This is a genomic window from Cupriavidus necator A5-1 (assembly GCF_000744095.1).
In the GTDB taxonomy this organism is placed as follows: domain Bacteria; phylum Pseudomonadota; class Gammaproteobacteria; order Burkholderiales; family Burkholderiaceae; genus Cupriavidus; species Cupriavidus necator_A.
The window spans coordinates 2,691,237-2,706,944 of record NZ_JQLI01000008.1 but is presented as its reverse complement, the minus strand read 5'-3'; the positions used below and the strand labels follow the sequence as shown (position 1 = coordinate 2,706,944).

At 64.9% G+C, this 15,708-nt stretch carries 16 protein-coding genes; 13 read left to right on the top strand and 3 right to left on the bottom strand.

The window, feature by feature from the left end:
* The first annotated feature begins 85 nt into the window (after window positions 1-85).
* The 8 genes from bamA to K307_RS36425 all read left to right on the top strand — a co-directional run bounded on the left by bamA (window position 86) and on the right by K307_RS36425 (window position 8,254).
* Window positions 86-2,419, top strand: coding sequence for an outer membrane protein assembly factor BamA (gene bamA, locus K307_RS36460; RefSeq protein WP_230626296.1), 2,334 nt, complete (start codon window positions 86-88; stop codon window positions 2,417-2,419).
* A gap of 21 nt (window positions 2,420-2,440) precedes the next feature.
* Window positions 2,441-2,968: an OmpH family outer membrane protein gene (locus K307_RS36455; RefSeq protein WP_042885948.1), complete on the top strand. Its 528-nt coding sequence runs from the start codon at window positions 2,441-2,443 to the stop codon at window positions 2,966-2,968.
* A 55-nt stretch (window positions 2,969-3,023) separates the two neighbouring features.
* Entirely contained in the window at window positions 3,024-4,115 is a 1,092-nt protein-coding gene (gene lpxD / locus K307_RS36450; protein WP_042885947.1) for a UDP-3-O-(3-hydroxymyristoyl)glucosamine N-acyltransferase, read from the top strand.
* Between the two features lie 11 nt (window positions 4,116-4,126).
* Entirely contained in the window at window positions 4,127-4,576 is a 450-nt protein-coding gene (fabZ, locus tag K307_RS36445; RefSeq protein WP_042885945.1) for a 3-hydroxyacyl-ACP dehydratase FabZ, read from the top strand.
* A gap of 134 nt (window positions 4,577-4,710) precedes the next feature.
* Complete coding sequence (lpxA, locus tag K307_RS36440; protein WP_042885944.1) at window positions 4,711-5,514, top strand: acyl-ACP--UDP-N-acetylglucosamine O-acyltransferase; 804 nt, start codon at window positions 4,711-4,713, stop codon at window positions 5,512-5,514.
* A 13-nt stretch (window positions 5,515-5,527) separates the two neighbouring features.
* Window positions 5,528-6,736, top strand: a complete 1,209-nt coding sequence (lpxB, locus tag K307_RS36435) for a lipid-A-disaccharide synthase (protein WP_042885942.1) — start codon at window positions 5,528-5,530, stop codon at window positions 6,734-6,736.
* Entirely contained in the window at window positions 6,736-7,452 is a 717-nt protein-coding gene (rnhB, locus tag K307_RS36430) for a ribonuclease HII (protein ID WP_042885941.1), read from the top strand. The genes lpxB and rnhB overlap by 1 nt, the downstream gene beginning before the upstream one ends.
* Before the next feature lie 25 nt (window positions 7,453-7,477).
* A complete protein-coding gene (locus K307_RS36425) occupies window positions 7,478-8,254 on the top strand; it encodes a TrmH family RNA methyltransferase (protein WP_042885940.1) in 777 nt (258 codons plus the stop codon).
* Window positions 8,255-8,298: 44 nt separating this feature from the next.
* On the opposite strand, the gene K307_RS36420 is transcribed toward K307_RS36425, so the two are convergent.
* Window positions 8,299-9,102: a pyruvate, water dikinase regulatory protein gene (locus K307_RS36420; protein WP_010809585.1), complete on the bottom strand. Its 804-nt coding sequence runs from the start codon at window positions 9,100-9,102 to the stop codon at window positions 8,299-8,301.
* A 453-nt stretch (window positions 9,103-9,555) separates the two neighbouring features.
* On the opposite strand from K307_RS36420, the gene ppsA reads away from it, so the two are divergent.
* The 3 genes from ppsA to K307_RS36405 all read left to right on the top strand — a co-directional run bounded on the left by ppsA (window position 9,556) and on the right by K307_RS36405 (window position 13,543).
* A complete protein-coding gene (gene ppsA / locus K307_RS36415) occupies window positions 9,556-11,940 on the top strand; it encodes a phosphoenolpyruvate synthase (protein ID WP_042885939.1) in 2,385 nt (794 codons plus the stop codon).
* Window positions 11,941-12,090: 150 nt separating this feature from the next.
* Window positions 12,091-12,513 carry an NfeD family protein gene (locus tag K307_RS36410; protein WP_042885938.1) on the top strand — a complete coding sequence of 141 codons (423 nt, stop codon included), beginning with the start codon at window positions 12,091-12,093 and terminating at the stop codon, window positions 12,511-12,513.
* Window positions 12,514-12,613: 100 nt separating this feature from the next.
* Window positions 12,614-13,543 carry an SPFH domain-containing protein gene (locus tag K307_RS36405; RefSeq protein ID WP_042885936.1) on the top strand — a complete coding sequence of 310 codons (930 nt, stop codon included), beginning with the start codon at window positions 12,614-12,616 and terminating at the stop codon, window positions 13,541-13,543.
* 31 nt (window positions 13,544-13,574) lie between these two features.
* Here K307_RS36405 and smpB read toward each other — a convergent pair whose 3' ends face one another.
* Window positions 13,575-14,027, bottom strand: coding sequence for an SsrA-binding protein SmpB (gene smpB / locus K307_RS36400; RefSeq protein ID WP_042885935.1), 453 nt, complete (start codon window positions 14,025-14,027; stop codon window positions 13,575-13,577).
* A 177-nt stretch (window positions 14,028-14,204) separates the two neighbouring features.
* On the opposite strand from smpB, the gene K307_RS36395 reads away from it, so the two are divergent.
* Window positions 14,205-14,642, top strand: coding sequence for a type II toxin-antitoxin system RatA family toxin (locus K307_RS36395; protein ID WP_042887875.1), 438 nt, complete (start codon window positions 14,205-14,207; stop codon window positions 14,640-14,642).
* Window positions 14,629-14,976: an RnfH family protein gene (locus K307_RS36390; protein WP_080745358.1), complete on the top strand. Its 348-nt coding sequence runs from the start codon at window positions 14,629-14,631 to the stop codon at window positions 14,974-14,976. Before K307_RS36395 ends, K307_RS36390 begins: the two co-directional genes overlap by 14 nt.
* Before the next feature lie 64 nt (window positions 14,977-15,040).
* Here the strand turns inward: K307_RS36390 and K307_RS36385 are convergent, their stop codons facing one another.
* Entirely contained in the window at window positions 15,041-15,568 is a 528-nt protein-coding gene (locus K307_RS36385; RefSeq protein ID WP_042885930.1) for a DUF4124 domain-containing protein, read from the bottom strand.
* Window positions 15,569-15,708: the final 140 nt, after the last annotated feature.

The window sequence follows — 15,708 nt, the reverse complement described above, 5'->3', positions numbered from 1 at the left end:
AGGGGGGGCGGTCGTGTCGTCGACACCGTCGCCGGGGACGCCATTGCCACGCGCAGTCCAACGAGGCATCGGAGCGCAATCCTGGATGGAATCAAAGAGGGGGTCAACATTGATCAGACATAAGCGCATTTCGCTGGGCTTGCTGGCGAGTGCCATTATTGCAGCCTGGAGCCCGGCGGGCTGGGCTGCCGATCCGTTCGTCGTCAGGGACATCCGCGTTGAGGGCCTGCAACGCGTCGAACCGGGTACCGTGTTTGGCTACCTTCCGGTGCGCGTCGGTGAAACCTTCACCGACGACAAGGGCGCCGATGCCATCCGTGCCCTCTACAATACCGGCTTCTTCAAGGACGTGCAGATCCGCGCCGAAGACGGCGTGCTGGTGGTGCAGGTCGAGGAGCGCCCGGCCATCTCGCAGCTCGAGTTCGTCGGCATCAAGGAATTCGACAAGGACACGCTGCGCCGTTCGTTGCGCGCGGTCGGCGTGGCCGAAGCCCGTTACTACGACAAGGCACTGATCGACAAGGCCGAGCAAGAGCTCAAGCGCCAGTACGTCGCGCGCGGCTACTATGCCGCCGACGTGCAGACCACGATCACGCCGGTGGACCGCAACCGCGTCTCGGTGGTGTTCAACGTCGAAGAGGGTCCGGTCGCCAAGATCCGCCAGATCAATATCGTCGGCAACAAGGCCTTCAAGGAAGGCACGCTGCGCGACGAGATGCAGCTGTCCACGCCGAACTGGCTGTCGTGGTACACCAAGAACGACCTGTACTCGAAGCAGAAGCTGACCGCCGACCTGGAAGCGCTGCGCTCGTTCTACCTGAACCGCGGCTACCTGGAGTTCGCGATCGAATCGACCCAGGTGTCGATCACGCCGGACAAGAAGGACATCTACCTGACGCTGAACATCAAGGAAGGCGAGCAGTACAAGGTGTCCGACATCCGCCTGGCGGGCGAACTGCTCGGCAAGCAGGAAGAAATGGAAAAGCTGCTGCAGCTGAAGAAGGGCGACATCTTCTCGTCCGAAAAGCTGACCGCCAGCACCAAGGCCATCACCGACCTGCTCGGCACCTATGGCTACGCCTTCACCACCATCAATCCGCAGCCGAACATCGACCAGCAGAAGCGTGAAGTCGCGCTGACGCTGATGGTCGATCCGGGACGGCGCGTCTACGTGCGCCGCGTCAACGTGGTGGGCAACAGCAAGACCCGCGACGAAGTGGTGCGCCGCGAGATGCGCCAGATGGAAAGCTCGTGGTTCGACAGCGAGAAGCTGCAGCAGTCGCAGGCGCGTATCAACCGGACCGGCTACTTCACCGACACCAACATCACCACCGAGGACGTGCCGGGCGCGCCCGACCAGGTCGATGTGAACGTCAACGTGACGGAAAAACCGACCGGCCAGATCAGCCTGGGCGTGGGCTTCTCGTCCACTGACAAGCTGGTGCTGCAGGCCGGCCTGCGCCAGGACAACGTGTTCGGCTCCGGTACCAGCCTGGGCCTGGACGTGAACACCGCCAAGTCGTTCCGTACCATCGCGCTGACGCAGTACGACCCGTACTTCACGGTGGACGGCATCAGCCGCTCGACCGATATCTACTACCGTACCTCGCGCCCGCTGTACTACACCGGCGACCAGGACTACAAGATCGTGTCCGCCGGCGGCGGCTTCAAGTTCGGCGTGCCATTCTCGGAAGTCGATACGGTGTTCTTCGGCATCGGCTACGAACGGACCCAGGTCTATACCTCGGTCAATACGCCGAGCCAGTACACCGCCTGGCTCGGCAAGATCGGCAAGAGCTCCGGCGACGGGATCAACAACTTCCCGTTCACCATCGGCTGGGCACGTGACCGCCGTGACAGCGCGCTGGTCCCGACCAAGGGCCCGTACACCCAGGCCAACCTGGAAGTCGGCATTCCGGGCGGCGATACGCAGTACTACCGCGCCAGCGTGCAGCAGCAGTACTTCTACCCGATCTCGAAGGCCTTCACGCTGGCATTGAACGGTGAAGTTGCCTACGGTCACGGCTACGGCAACACGCCGTTCCCGGTGTTCAAGTACTTCTACGCCGGCGGTATCGGCTCGGTGCGCGGCTACCAGACGAGCACGCTGGGCCCGAAGGACCAGAACGGCAACCCGGTGGGTGGTGCGTCCAAGATGATCGGCAATATCGAATTCATCTTCCCGCTGCCGGGTTCGGGCGTGGACCGCACGCTGCGCCTGTTCACGTTCTTTGACTTCGGTAACGTCTACCAGGAAGGTGCGCCGCTGCGCTTCAGCGATCTCAAGTACTCGACCGGCTTCGGCATGTCGTGGCTGTCGCCGATCGGCCCGCTGAAGATCAGCATGGGCTTCCCGCTCAAGCGCGAGGATACCGACAAGGTCCAGCGCTTCCAGTTCCAGATCGGCACGGCATTCTGATTCTGATAAGGGATCTGTTTCATGAATACAAAATCCAAACTGGTCAAATCCTTGGGCGCCGCCGCGCTCGCCACGGCGGCTATCTGCGCCGCGGCGCCGGCCATGGCCCAGGAGGCGCGCATTGCCGCCGTCAATTCCGAACGCATCCTGCGCGACTCGCAGCCGGCCAAGCAGGCCCAGGTCAAGCTGGAGCAGGAGTTCTCCAAGCGCGACCGCGAACTGCAGGACATGGCCCAGAAGATCAAGGGCATGGCCGACAAGCTCGACAAGGACACGGCCGTGCTTGCCGACGCCGACCGCCAGCGCCGCCAGCGCGAAGTGGCCGACCTGGACCGCGAGTTCCAGCGCAAGCAGCGCGAGTTCCGCGAGGACCTGAACCAGCGCCGCAATGAAGAGCTGGCGCAGGTGCTGGAGCGCGCCAACCGCGTGATCCGCCAACTGGCCGAGCAGCGCAAGTACGACCTGATCGTGCAGGAAGCGGTCTATGTGAACCCGCGCATCGACATTACCGACGACGTGATGAAGGCGCTGAACGCCGGCGCCAGGTAAGCCGCGCCGGTTTTCACGTCCTTTCGTCTTTTCGTTTTTTTCAGGAAGTACCGCCATGCAGACACCCACACTGGGTCAGCTCGCCACCGAGACCGGCGCGCAGGTTGTGGGTGATCCCGACCTGGCGATCGTGGGCCTCGCTCCGCTGGACCAGGCCGGACCGGCCGAGCTCTCGTTCCTGTCCAATCCGCTCTACCTGCAGCAGGCGCTCGACTCCACGGCCGGCGCCGTGATCGTGTCGGCGTCCGACCTCGAGCGCATCCGCACCGAGGGCCGGGCCGACGGCCGCAACTGGCTGGTGGCGCGCAATCCCTACGTCTGCTTTGCCCGGGTGGCGCAGCGCTTTGACCGCGCCGCCAATACCGACACGCGCGTGGGCATCGACCCGCGCGCGACGGTGTCGCCGGATGCGGTGGTGCCGGCGTCGTGCTACATCGGCCCCAACGTGGTGATCGAGCGCGGCGCACGCCTGGGCGAGCGCGTGCGCATCCTGGCCAACGGCTATGTCGGCGCGCATGCCGAGATCGGCGACGATTCGCTGCTCTACGCCAACGTTTCGGTCTACCACCAGTGCGTGGTCGGCGCGCGCGCGATCCTGCACAGCGGCGTGGTGATCGGCGCGGACGGCTTCGGCTTTGCGCCGGATATCAGCGCGACCGGGGTCGAATACGTGAAGATCCCGCAGACCGGACGCGCGGTGCTGGGCGATGACGTGGAGGTCGGCGCCAATACCGCGATCGACCGCGGCGCCATGGCCGACACCGTGATCGAAGAAGGCTGCAAGATCGACAACCAGGTCCAGATCGCACACAACGTGCGCGTCGGGGCCCATACGGTCATTGCCGGGTGCGCCGCGGTATCGGGCAGCACGCGCATCGGCCGTTTCTGCGTGATCGGAGGCGCGGCCAATTTTGCCGGCCACCTGAGCATTGCCGACCGCACCACAGTGTCCGGCGGCACCTCGATCACCAAATCCATTACCAAGCCCGGGGGCCATTTCACCAGCGTCTTCCCGTTCCTGCCGCACGGCGAGTGGGAACGCAACGCAGCCATCGTGCGCGGCCTGAGCAAGCTGCGCGAACGGGTGGTGGCGCTGGAACGTCGCCTGCGCGGCCAGTCCGCCGGGTCCCCAACCTCACAAGACTAAGAGAAATCATCATGACCGCAGCCGACATCGACATTCGCCAGATCCTTAAGCTGCTGCCGCATCGCTATCCGTTCCTGATGGTGGACCGCGTGCTCGAGTTCGAGCCGGGCAAGCGCATCAAGACGTTGAAGAACGTCACCATCAACGAGCCTTATTTCATGGGCCATTTCCCCGAGCAACCGGTGATGCCGGGGGTGATGATCCTCGAGGCGCTGGCACAGTCCGCTGGCCTGCTGACTTTCGGCGCGGAGATGGAGCGCAAGGAAGGCTCGCTGTACTACTTCGTCGGCATCGACGGCGCCCGCTTCAAGCAGGTGGTATACCCGGGCGACCAGTTGCACATGAACGTGACGGTCGAGCGCTATATCCGCGGCATCTGGAAATTCAAGGCGTTCGCCACCGTGGACGACAAGGTGGCCTGCGAGGCGGAGCTGATGTGCACCGTGAAGCAGGCCGAGTGAGGCCGCCAGCTGCCCCCGGCAGCGCCGCAGGCCGCGCGCCGCGTCCGCTCTGACGGGCGCGGGCGGCCAAGGACGGGAACCTTTGCCCCCCGGCATGGGCCCATCCTTCACCAGACACACCACAGGACAGACGTATGACGCAAATCCATCCCACCGCACTGGTCGACCCGAAGGCAGAACTGGCTTCCGACGTGACCGTCGGGCCGTTCTCCATCGTCGGCGCCAATGTGCGGATCGGCAGCGGCACCCGGATCGGCTCGCATACGACGGTCGAGGGCTACACCACGATCGGCGAGGGCAACCAGATCGGTCCCTATGCTTCGGTCGGCGGCGTGCCGCAGGACATGAAGTACCGCAATGAGCCGACCCGGCTCGAGATCGGCGACCGCAACACCATCCGCGAATTCACCACGATCCACACCGGCACGGTGCAGGACCGCGGCCTGACCAGCATTGGCAGCGACAACTGGATCATGGCCTACGTGCATATCGCGCATGACTGCATCGTCGGCAACCACACCGTGTTTTCCAGCAACGCGCAGATCGCCGGCCACGTTGAAGTGGGCGACTGGGCGATCCTGGGCGGCATGAGCGGCGTGCACCAGTTCGTGCGCATCGGCGCCCATGCGATGCTGGGTGGCGCTTCCGCGCTGGTGCAGGACGTGCCGCCGTTCGTGATCGCCGCCAGCGACAAGAGCGGCAACAAGGCCACGCCGCACGGCGTCAACGTCGAGGGGCTGCGCCGCCGCGGCTTCGATGCGGGCCAGATCGCCGCGCTGCGCCAGGCCTACAAGCTGCTCTACAAGTCCGACCTCAGCTTCGACGAGGCACGCAACGAGATCTCCGCCTTGCTGGGCCAGGCCGATGCCGGCACCGCGACGCCGCTGCGAGCGTTTGTCGAATTCCTTGCCGCCACCCAGCGCGGCATCGTGCGCTGAGAACGGACCGGACATGGTCGACGCCGCGATTCGGGGCGACGTGCCCACGGGCAACGGGAGCGCAACAGGCAAACGCGGCACCATCGCCATGGTGGCCGGCGAGGCCTCGGGCGACCTGCTGGCATCGCTGATGATGGGCGGACTCAAGGCCCGCCTTGGCGACACGGTCGAGTATTCCGGCATCGGCGGCAAGCGCATGATGGCGCAGGGCTTTACCTCGCGCTGGCCGATGGAAACGCTGTCGGTCAACGGCTATGTCGAGGTACTGGGCTCGCTGCGCGAGATCCTGGCCACGCGCCGCGCCGTGCGCGACTGGCTGCTGGCCAATCCGCCGCTGTGCTTTATCGGGGTCGATGCCCCGGACTTCAATTTCGGCCTGGAAGTGCCGCTGCGGCGCGCCGGCATCCCGGTCGTGCATTTTGTCAGCCCGTCGATCTGGGCCTGGCGTGGCGGGCGCATCCGCACCATCGCGCGCGCGGTGGACCACATCCTGTGCCTGTTCCCGTTCGAGCCCGAGATCTACGCCAAGGCCGGCATCCCGGCCACCTACGTGGGCCATCCGCTGGCTGACGTGATCCCCATGGTGCCCGATGTCGCCGGCGCGCGCGCCGAGCTCGGCCTGCCGGCCGGGCACCGCGTGGTAGCCGTGCTGCCGGGCAGCCGCCAGTCCGAGGTGCGCAACCTCGGCGCCACCTTCTTTGCCGCCATGGCTCGCATGCAGCGCATGGACCCGAACCTGGCGTTCGTGCTGCCGGCGGCCAGCGCGCCGCTGCGCGCCATCGTCGAGGAACTGCACGCGCAGTATCCCGAACTGCGCCTGACCATCGTCGACGGCAAGTCGCACCAGGCCATGGAAGCCGCCGACGTGGTGCTGCTGGCCAGCGGCACCGCCACGCTGGAAGCGGCGCTGTACAAGAAACCGATGGTGATCTCCTACAAGGTGCCCTGGCTGACCGCGCAGATCATGAAGCGCCAGGGTTACCTGCCGTACGTGGGATTGCCTAATATCCTTTCAGGGCGCTTCGTCGTGCCGGAACTGCTGCAGGACGATGCCACGCCCGAGGCGCTGGCCCGCGAAACGCTGCTGCAACTCAACGACGAGGGCAACACCGCCTTCCTGTATGAGCATTTCACCCGCATGCACGAGACGCTCAAGTGCAATACCGCGCAACTGGCCGCCGATGTGGTGGTGGACCTGATGCACAGCCGGGGGACCGTCTGATGGCGCGCCGCGATGCTGAATCGCCGCAGATGGGGCTGGATCTTGCCCCGGCCGCTGCCGCCGTGCAGCGCCTGTGCGGCGTCGATGAAGCGGGCAGGGGACCGCTGGCCGGGCCGGTCTATGCCGCCGCCGTGGTGCTGGATCCGAAGCGTCCGATCCGCGGCCTGGCCGACTCCAAGATCCTGACCGCCGCCAAGCGCGAACAACTCTACGACAAGATCTGCGAACGCGCGCTCGGCTGGCATATCGCCTTCGCCACGGTCGAGGAGATCGACACGCTCAACATCCTGCACGCCAGCATGCTGGCAATGCAGCGCGCCGTGCAGGGGCTGGCCGCCAGCGGCATCGTGCCGGACCTGGTGCAGGTCGACGGCAACCGCTGCCCGCAGGTGCCGTTCCCGGTGGAAGCCATCGTCAAGGGCGATGCGCTGGTCAGGGCGATCTCGGCCGCGTCGATCCTCGCCAAGGTGGCGCGCGACCGCGATCTGATGTTGCTGCACGAGCGCTATCCGCAATACGGCTTCGATTCGCACGTCGGCTATGGCACGCCGCAGCACCTGGCCGCGCTGGCTGAGTTCGGCGCCACGCCGCACCACCGCCGTTCGTTTGCGCCCGTGCGCGAGGCGCTGGAGCAGCGGCCCATGTTCACCGGCATGACCGCAGTGGCCGAAGTGACTGAGGTCACCGCCTCGGTTTCGGTCACGGTCGCGCAGTGAAGCGCACCTACCTGATCCCCGCATCGTGAAGCACGTCACCTCGCGCGACAACGCGCTGTTCAAGCATTTGAAGGCCCTGGCCACTTCCACGCACCAGCGCCGCAAGGCCGGGCAGTCGCTGCTCGACGGCGTGCACCTGGCGCAGGCCTATGTGGCCGCGCGCGGCCAACCGGTCACCTGTGTGGTGTCGGAGCGCCATTACGACCATGCCGAGGTGGCGCCGCTGCTGGCGCTGGTCGACGCCGAGCGCGTGGTGGTGCTGGCCGATGCGCTGTTCACGCAGATCAGCGGCGTGGTCAACGGCATCGACCTGATGCTGGTGATCGAGACGCCGTCCGGTCACCTGCCGGCGCGGATCGAGGAAGACTGCGTGATCCTGGATGGCGTGCAGGATGCCGGCAATGTCGGCTCGATCCTGCGCAGCGCTGCCGCGGCAGGCATCCGCCATGCGTTCCTGGCCACCGGGTGTGCCTTTGCATGGTCGGTCAAAACGCTGCGCGCTGGCATGGGGGCGAATTTCCACCTCAACATCGTCGAGCACTGCACAGTGGATGCGCTTGCGCCGCGGCTGGCGGTGCCGGTGATGGCTACGTCGTCGCACGCCGATGCGGCGGTGTTCGATACTGATCTGCGCGGACCGGTGGCGTGGGTGGTCGGCAATGAAGGGGCGGGGGTCAGCGAGGCTTGGATGCAGCACGTCACGCGCAAGGTCGGCATCCCGCAACCCGGTGGGCTGGAATCGCTTAACGTGGCGGCTGCGACGGCGATCTGCCTGTTCGAGGCGGTGCGCCAACGGCGCTGAGCCAGACCTCAAGAAATAAAAAAGCGGCCTTTGCGGCCGCTTTTTTAATAATTGTCGCGATCTACCTTGATCTCTTGCAGGATCGTAGTCGCGATCTCCTCAATCGACTTATGTGTCGAAGACAACCATTTGATGCCTTCGCGCCGCATCATCGCTTCGGCTTCATTGACTTCATAGCGGCAATTTTCCAGCGCTGCATACTTGCTACCCGGGCGGCGCTCATTGCGGATTTCGGTCAGGCGCTGCGGATCGATCGAAAGGCCGAAGATCTTGGGCTTGAAAGCGTATAGCGCCGACGGCAGCCGGCCACGCTCGAAATCATCGGGGATCAGCGGGTAATTGGCTGCCTTCAGCCCGTATTGCATCGCCAGGTAAAGGCTCGTCGGAGTCTTGCCGCTGCGCGAAACGCCCACCAGGATCACATCCGCTTCTTCCAGGTTCTTGTGTGACTGGCCGTCATCATGCGCCAGCGAGAAGTTGATGGCCTCGATTCGGTTCTTGTAGGCCTCGGTGTCCGCATTCTGGTGGAAGCGGCCAATCGCGTGGGTGGACTTCAGGCCCAGTTCTTTCTCGAGCGGCTCGATAAAGGTCTGGAACATGTCCAGGATCATCGCCTTGGCGCGGCGCAGTGCCTTGTTCGCCTCCTGGTTGACCAGCGTGGTGAAGACGATGGGTGGCACGCCTTCGTTGTGGAACGCCTCATTGATCTTGCCGACGGCGATATGTGCCTTTTCCGGGGTATCGACAAAAGGCATGCGCACCTTGCGGAAGCGCATTTCGAACTGGGCAAGGATCGAGTGGCTGAAGGTTTCCGCGGTGATGCCGGTGCCATCCGAGACGATGAACACGGTACGCACCGCCGGGCGATCGGCGCCCTGGGCAGCGCCGGCTGGCGCGCTTGCGAGTGCTGTCGCCGTCATGGCGGCGGAATGGGATTCAGGCTGCATTCCAGGCTGGGACCCGGAAACCGCTGCACCGGGCGCTTCTGGCTGGGACATGGAGGTGAGCAATAAATAGATTCAATCTTCCGCAAAAAAGTGCGGCGCAGCACGGTAGAATAGCGGCGATCTTTTCGCTAAGCAATTCCGCCGGGCACTCGTAGCTGCAACGATCGGGGCCGGAATTGTCGACAATGTGCGCTGCGAGATGAGCGCTGTCGAGAGCCGCAGCGCACTAGACCCGCAGCGCAATATCCCAGCTGCCAGCTCGGGGTTGCTTAGCCAAGCGATCGGTCCGGGAACAGAACATCAAGAACATACCGGGCTTGCGCGTCAGGTTTTCTACTTTGTTTTGAGGCTCTCATGACTAACCAGGCAGATAACGGCGCCTATGTGCTGCCGTTCGAGCAGTTGCGCATGGCTGACGTGGAAATCGTCGGCGGCAAGAATTCGTCGCTGGGCGAGATGATCTCCCAGCTGGCGGAAGCCGGCGTCCGGGTTCCGGGCGGCTTTGCCACCACCGCGCTCGCCTTCCGCGACTTCATCGCCCACAACAACCTGACCGAGCGCATCTCGCAGCGCCTCAAGACGCTGGACGTCGACGACGTCAAGGCGCTCGCCGAGGCCGGTGCCGAGATCCGCAACTGGGTCGCTGCCGCGCCGTTCCAGCCGCGCCTGGAACAGGAAATCCGCGAGCACTATGCCCGCGTGTCCGAGCGCGAAGGCGCTGAAGCGTCGTTCGCCGTGCGTTCGTCGGCCACCGCCGAAGACCTGCCCGACGCCTCGTTCGCCGGCCAGCAGGAGTCCTACCTGAACGTCAGCGGCATCGACGACGTGCTCGACAAGATCAAGCACGTGTTCGCCTCGCTGTACAACGACCGTGCCATTTCCTACCGCGTGCACAAGGGCTTTGCCCATGACGTGGTGGCGCTGTCCGCGGGTATCCAGCGCATGGTCCGTTCGGACCTGGCCGCCTCGGGCGTGATGTTCACCATCGACACCGAATCCGGCTTCCCCGACGTGGTCTTCATCACCTCCAGCTACGGCCTGGGCGAAACGGTGGTGCAGGGCGCGGTCAACCCGGACGAGTTCTACGTCTTCAAGCCGACGCTGCAGGCCGGCAAGTACCCGATCATCCGCCGCTCGATCGGCTCCAAGCTGATCAAGATGGAATTCACCAAGCCGGGCGAAGCCGGCCGCGTGAAGACCGTGGACGTGCCGGGCGAACTGCGCAACCGCTACTCGATCACCGACGAGGACGTGACCGAGCTGTCCAGGTACGCGATGATCATCGAGAAGCACTATGGCCGCCCGATGGACATCGAGTGGGGCAAGGACGGCAAGGACGGCAAGATCTACATCCTGCAGGCCCGCCCGGAAACGGTGAAGAGCCAGTCCGCCGGCAAGGCCGAACTGCGCTTCAAGCTCAAGGGCACCGCACCCGTGCTGACCAGCGGCCGCGCCATCGGCCAGAAGATCGGCACCGGCCCGGTCCGTGTCATCAACGACCCGTCCGAGATGGAGCGCGTGCAGCCCGGCGACGTGCTGGTGGCCGACATGACCGACCCGAACTGGGAGCCGGTGATGAAGCGTGCCTCGGCCATCGTCACCAACCGTGGCGGCCGTACCTGCCACGCGGCCATCATCGCGCGTGAACTGGGCGTGCCGGCCGTGGTCGGCTGCGGCGACGCCACCGACGTGCTGAAGGACGGCACGCTGGTGACCGTGTCGTGCGCCGAGGGCGACGAAGGCCGCATCTACGACGGCCTGCTGGAAACCGAAGTGACCGAAGTCCAGCGTGGTGACATGCCGGAAATCGACGTCAAGCTGATGATGAACGTGGGCAACCCGCAGCTGGCGTTCGACTTCGCGCAGATCCCGAATCACGGCGTCGGCCTGGCCCGCCTGGAATTCATCATCAACAACAACATCGGCGTCCACCCGAAGGCAATCCTCGACTATCCGCAGGTCGATGCCGACCTGAAGAAGGCCGTGGAGAGCGTGGCCCGTGGCCATGCCAGCCCGCGCGCGTTCTACGTCGACAAGCTGGCCGAGGGCATTGCGACGATCGGCGCGGCGTTCTATCCGAAATCCGTGATCGTGCGCCTGTCGGACTTCAAGTCCAACGAGTACAAGAAGCTGATCGGCGGTTCGCGCTACGAGCCGGACGAAGAAAACCCGATGCTGGGCTTCCGCGGCGCTTCGCGTTATATCGCCGACGACTTTGCCGAAGCGTTCGAAATGGAATGCAAGGCCATGAAGCGCGTGCGCGATGAAATGGGTCTGACCAACGTCGAGATCATGGTGCCGTTCGTGCGTACGCTGGGCCAGGCCGAGAAGGTCATCGAGCTGCTGGCCAAGCACGGCCTGAAGCGCGGCGAGAACGGCCTGCGCATCATCATGATGTGCGAAGTGCCGTCCAACGCGATCCTGGCCGAAGAGTTCCTGCAGTACTTCGACGGCTTCTCGATCGGCTCGAACGACCTGACCCAGCTGACGCTGGGCCTGGACCGCGATTCCGGCATGGAACTGCTGGCCAAGGACTTCGACGAACGCGACCCGGCAGTGCGGTTCATGCTGTCGCGCGCCATCGAGGCGTGCATCCGCCTGGACAAATACGTCGGCATCTGCGGCCAGGGCCCTTCGGATCATCCGGATTTTGCCGCGTGGCTGGCCAAGGAAGGTATCAAGTCGATCTCGCTGAACCCGGACTCGGTGGTCGAGACCTGGCGCCAACTGGCTTCCTGAGGCATTTGACGTCACAATAGCGCTCAATGACAATATGCCGGCGCCTTCGGGCAGCCGGCCGGCACCGGCCCTGCGTCAGGTGTTGTTACTGCCCCGCAGACGCTGAAAGCGCTGCGGGGTTTTTACTTTTCGGGATCTACGGGAGCTGGGATGGCTTACTACATCTGGTTCGTGGCTGCGGTCGTGCTGGTGATCGTCGAGCTGAACACCGGCACGTTCTACCTGCTGATGGTGGCAGTGGGCCTCGCCGCCGGCGGGGTGGGGGCCTTGCTCGACTTGTCGCCAGCCGCGCAGACGCTGCTGGCGGCCCTGGTCGCGGCGGTGCTGATCGCCGGGCTGCGCCGTACCCGCTTCGGCAAGCTGCGGCGCGGCACTGCCGCCGCCGATCCCGACGTGAATCTCGATATCGGCCAGGAGCTCGACGTGCCCGCCTGGGATGCCAACGGGCGCGCCCGTGTCCCATACCGCGGCGCCGACTGGACCGTGGAACTGGCGCCCGATTGCGCCGCCGCCCCAGGCCGCTACCGCATTGTCGCGGTGCGCGGCAGCACGCTGGTCGTGTCTCCGCGCTGAAGCCGTATCCGTTTCGTCGCATGGTGCGCTGCCGCGCGGCCATCCACCTGCTGCCATCCGGCGGCCCCGTACCGATGTTTCCTGTCTGGAGGGTTGTTACATGCTCGCTTTTCAGCTTGGCCTGTTGCCGCTGATCGTCCTCATCGCCGTGATCGTGCTGATTGCCAAGGGCATCAAGATCGTGCCGCAGCAGCATGCCTGGGTGCTGGAGCGCCTGGGCCGATACCACGCGACGCTGACGCCGGGGCTGTCGATCGTGGTGCCGTTTGTCGACCGTGTCGCCTACAAGCACGTGCTCAAGGAAATCCCGCTGGACGTGCCCAGCCAGGTCTGCATCACCAAGGACAACACGCAGCTGCAGGTCGACGGCGTGCTGTACTTCCAGGTCACCGACCCGATGAAGGCGTCCTATGGCTCGAGCAACTTCGTGGTGGCGATCACGCAGTTGTCGCAGACCACGCTGCGCTCGGTGATCGGCAAGCTGGAGCTCGACAAGACCTTCGAGGAGCGCGAGTTCATCAACCACAGCGTGGTCAACGCGCTGGATGAAGCCGCCGCCAACTGGGGCGTCAAGGTGCTGCGCTACGAGATCAAGGACCTGACCCCGCCCAAGGAGATCCTGCATGCGATGCAGGCGCAGATCACTGCCGAGCGCGAAAAGCGTGCCCTGATCGCGGCGTCTGAAGGCAAGCGCCAGGAACAGATCAACCTGGCCACGGGCGCGCGTGAGGCGGCGATCCAGAAATCAGAGGGCGAGAAGCAGGCCGCGATCAACAAGGCGCAGGGCGAGGCGACTGCCATCCTCGCGGTGGCGGAGGCGAATGCCCAGGCGATTCAGAAGGTCGGCAATGCAATCCGCACCGAAGGCGGCATGGACGCGGTCAACCTGAAGGTCGCCGAGGAATATATCGCCGCGTTCGGCAACCTGGCCAAGCAGGGCAATACGCTGATCGTGCCGGGCAATATGGGCGAGATGAGCAGCATGATTGCGTCGGCCCTGCAGATCGTGAAGGGCCAGAAAGCGGCCTGAGGACGCCTCCTGGCAAGCGCGGCGCCGGGGTCTACTCCTTGGCGCCGCCCTTTAGGATGCGGGCCTTCTCGCGCTGCCAGTCGCGCTGCTTCTCGGTTTCGCGCTTGTCGAACTGCTTCTTGCCCTTGGCCAGGCCGATCTCGCACTTCACGCGGCCACGCGTGTAGTGCAGGTTCAGCGGCACCAGCGTATAGCCGCGCTGCTCGACCTTGCCGATCAGTTTCTTGATTTCGTCGGCCTTGAGCAGCAGCTTGCGGGTGCGCACCGGGTCGGGATTGACGTGGGTGGAGGCGCTCTGCAGCGGGCTGATATGGGCGCCGATCAGGAACATCTCGGCGTCGCGGACCACCACGTAGCCTTCCTTGATCTGCACGCGCCCGGCGCGGATTGCCTTGACTTCCCAGCCTTCCAGCACGATCCCGGCCTCATATCGCTCTTCGATGAAGTAGTCGAAAAAGGCCCTTTTGTTGTCTGCAATGGTCATGCGTGCGGGTGGGGGAACAATGAGTGGAAGCCGGTCGGATCGCTGCAGTGCCGCATGGCGAGGTGCCGTCATGTGCCAGCGTCGGCTAAAATCAGCATTTTAGCAAACCAGCCCCGGTACCGGCTCATGCCGCTGCGCGTTGCGCACGGCATGGCCGGCAGCCAGATTTCCCATTACATGGCAGACGTCCATAAATCCGTGCTGCTCGGCTACTCCGCCGCGCAGATGTACGACCTGGTCACGCGCGTGGAGGACTATCCCAAGTTCCTGCCATGGTGCGGTGGCGTGGAGGTGTTCGAGCAGACCGAGACCACGCTCGACGCCAAGATCCATATCCACTTCAAAGGGATCCAGCAGTACTTCCACACCCGCAATTCGCAGGAGCGGCCGACGCGCATCGACATGAGCTTTGCCGACGGCCCGTTCAAGACCTTCAACGGCGCGTGGCGCTTCACGCCCCTGCGCGAGGATGCCTGCAAGATCGAGTTCCACCTGCACTACGAATTTTCCAGCCTGCTGCTGGAAAAGCTGATCGGTCCGGTGTTCAGCATGATCGCCAACACCTTTGTCGATGCCTTCGTCAAACGTGCCGAGGTCGTCTATGGCACCAGCTGATACGGGCGCGGCGACCGTGCATATCGCCGTCTGCTATGCGCGGCCGGACAGCGTGTTCCTGAAGGAGATCGACGTGCCCGCCGGGACCACCATCGCGGCGGCCATCGTTGGCTCCGGGCTGCAGCAGGCCTGCCCTGAGGTGGACCCTTCAACCATGCGCGTAGGTATCTTCGGCAAGCTCAAAACGCCCGAAACCGTGGTGCGCGAAGGCGATCGCGTCGAGGTGTACCGGCCGCTGACGGCCGACCCCAAGCAGGCTCGGCGCAAGCGCGTGCAGAAGCAGCGTGAGGGCGGGGCGCGCGAAGGCCAGAAATGGCTGCGCGGGAATGGCTGAGCTGCGGATCAGCAGGTGACGGCGGAAGACGGGGCGCTCAAGCGCCCCGTCTTGCTTTCCACGCTCAGTTGCAGTTCTTCTCGAGGCTGGCGGTGGTCTTCAGCGTCTCGGCCTGGCGCTGATCGCTGTTCAGGTGTTGCAGCGATCCGTCCGGGCCAGCCACGGCGGCGCGCATGCCATTCTGCAGGCCGCTGGCGTAGTTGCGCAGCTGGGCGCAACGGGCCTCGCGCTCGGCGCTCTCGCTTTCCTTGCGGGCTTCGTCGGCGGCGGCTTTCAGGCGCGCCTCGCGGCGCTTCTGGAAGGCTTCTTCAGCCGTAGGGGTGGGGGCCGCCGCGGGTTTTGCCGAGGCCTTGGCAGGCGCCGGCGCTGCCGGAGGCGCCTTGGCGCTGTCCGAGGCGGCGGCTTCCACCGGCTGGTACTCGCCGGCAACGCGGCCCGGGGCGCGCAGGATCCTGGCGGCGGCCGCCGACGGCGGCACGTCGCTGTAGACCATGCGGCCGTTGGCATCGCGCCATTGCCAGTAGGCGAGGGCGGGGACGGGAACGGCGGTAACGGCGGCGGCAAGCAGGCACAACGCGGACGATCGTTTCATGGCGAGGCGTCTGAAAGTGGCTCGGAAGTAACTGGTGCTGCTGTAATGGTGCGGCTGAGGGACTGCGGGGCCGCCGGCTGCGCGCGAGGCAATGCCGCGGCAGGACAGCCGCGGCGATGACTTGGCGCCCGTCATGGACG

Bases quoted from the DNA above. Each gene is read 5' to 3' on its own strand.
- bamA (WP_230626296.1), top strand. From the start codon at position 86: ATGGAATCAAAGAGGGGGTCAACATTGATCAGACATAAGCGCATTTCG.
- K307_RS36455 (WP_042885948.1), top strand. From the start codon at position 2,441: ATGAATACAAAATCCAAACTGGTCAAATCCTTGGGCGCCGCCGCGCTC.
- lpxD (WP_042885947.1), top strand. From the start codon at position 3,024: ATGCAGACACCCACACTGGGTCAGCTCGCCACCGAGACCGGCGCGCAG.
- fabZ (WP_042885945.1), top strand. From the start codon at position 4,127: ATGACCGCAGCCGACATCGACATTCGCCAGATCCTTAAGCTGCTGCCG.
- lpxA (WP_042885944.1), top strand. From the start codon at position 4,711: ATGACGCAAATCCATCCCACCGCACTGGTCGACCCGAAGGCAGAACTG.
- lpxB (WP_042885942.1), top strand. From the start codon at position 5,528: ATGGTCGACGCCGCGATTCGGGGCGACGTGCCCACGGGCAACGGGAGC.
- rnhB (WP_042885941.1), top strand. From the start codon at position 6,736: ATGGCGCGCCGCGATGCTGAATCGCCGCAGATGGGGCTGGATCTTGCC.
- ppsA (WP_042885939.1), top strand. From the start codon at position 9,556: ATGACTAACCAGGCAGATAACGGCGCCTATGTGCTGCCGTTCGAGCAG.
- K307_RS36410 (WP_042885938.1), top strand. From the start codon at position 12,091: ATGGCTTACTACATCTGGTTCGTGGCTGCGGTCGTGCTGGTGATCGTC.
- K307_RS36405 (WP_042885936.1), top strand. From the start codon at position 12,614: ATGCTCGCTTTTCAGCTTGGCCTGTTGCCGCTGATCGTCCTCATCGCC.
- smpB (WP_042885935.1), bottom strand. From the start codon at position 14,027: ATGACCATTGCAGACAACAAAAGGGCCTTTTTCGACTACTTCATCGAA.
- K307_RS36395 (WP_042887875.1), top strand. From the start codon at position 14,205: ATGGCAGACGTCCATAAATCCGTGCTGCTCGGCTACTCCGCCGCGCAG.
- K307_RS36390 (WP_080745358.1), top strand. From the start codon at position 14,629: ATGGCACCAGCTGATACGGGCGCGGCGACCGTGCATATCGCCGTCTGC.
- K307_RS36385 (WP_042885930.1), bottom strand. From the start codon at position 15,568: ATGAAACGATCGTCCGCGTTGTGCCTGCTTGCCGCCGCCGTTACCGCC.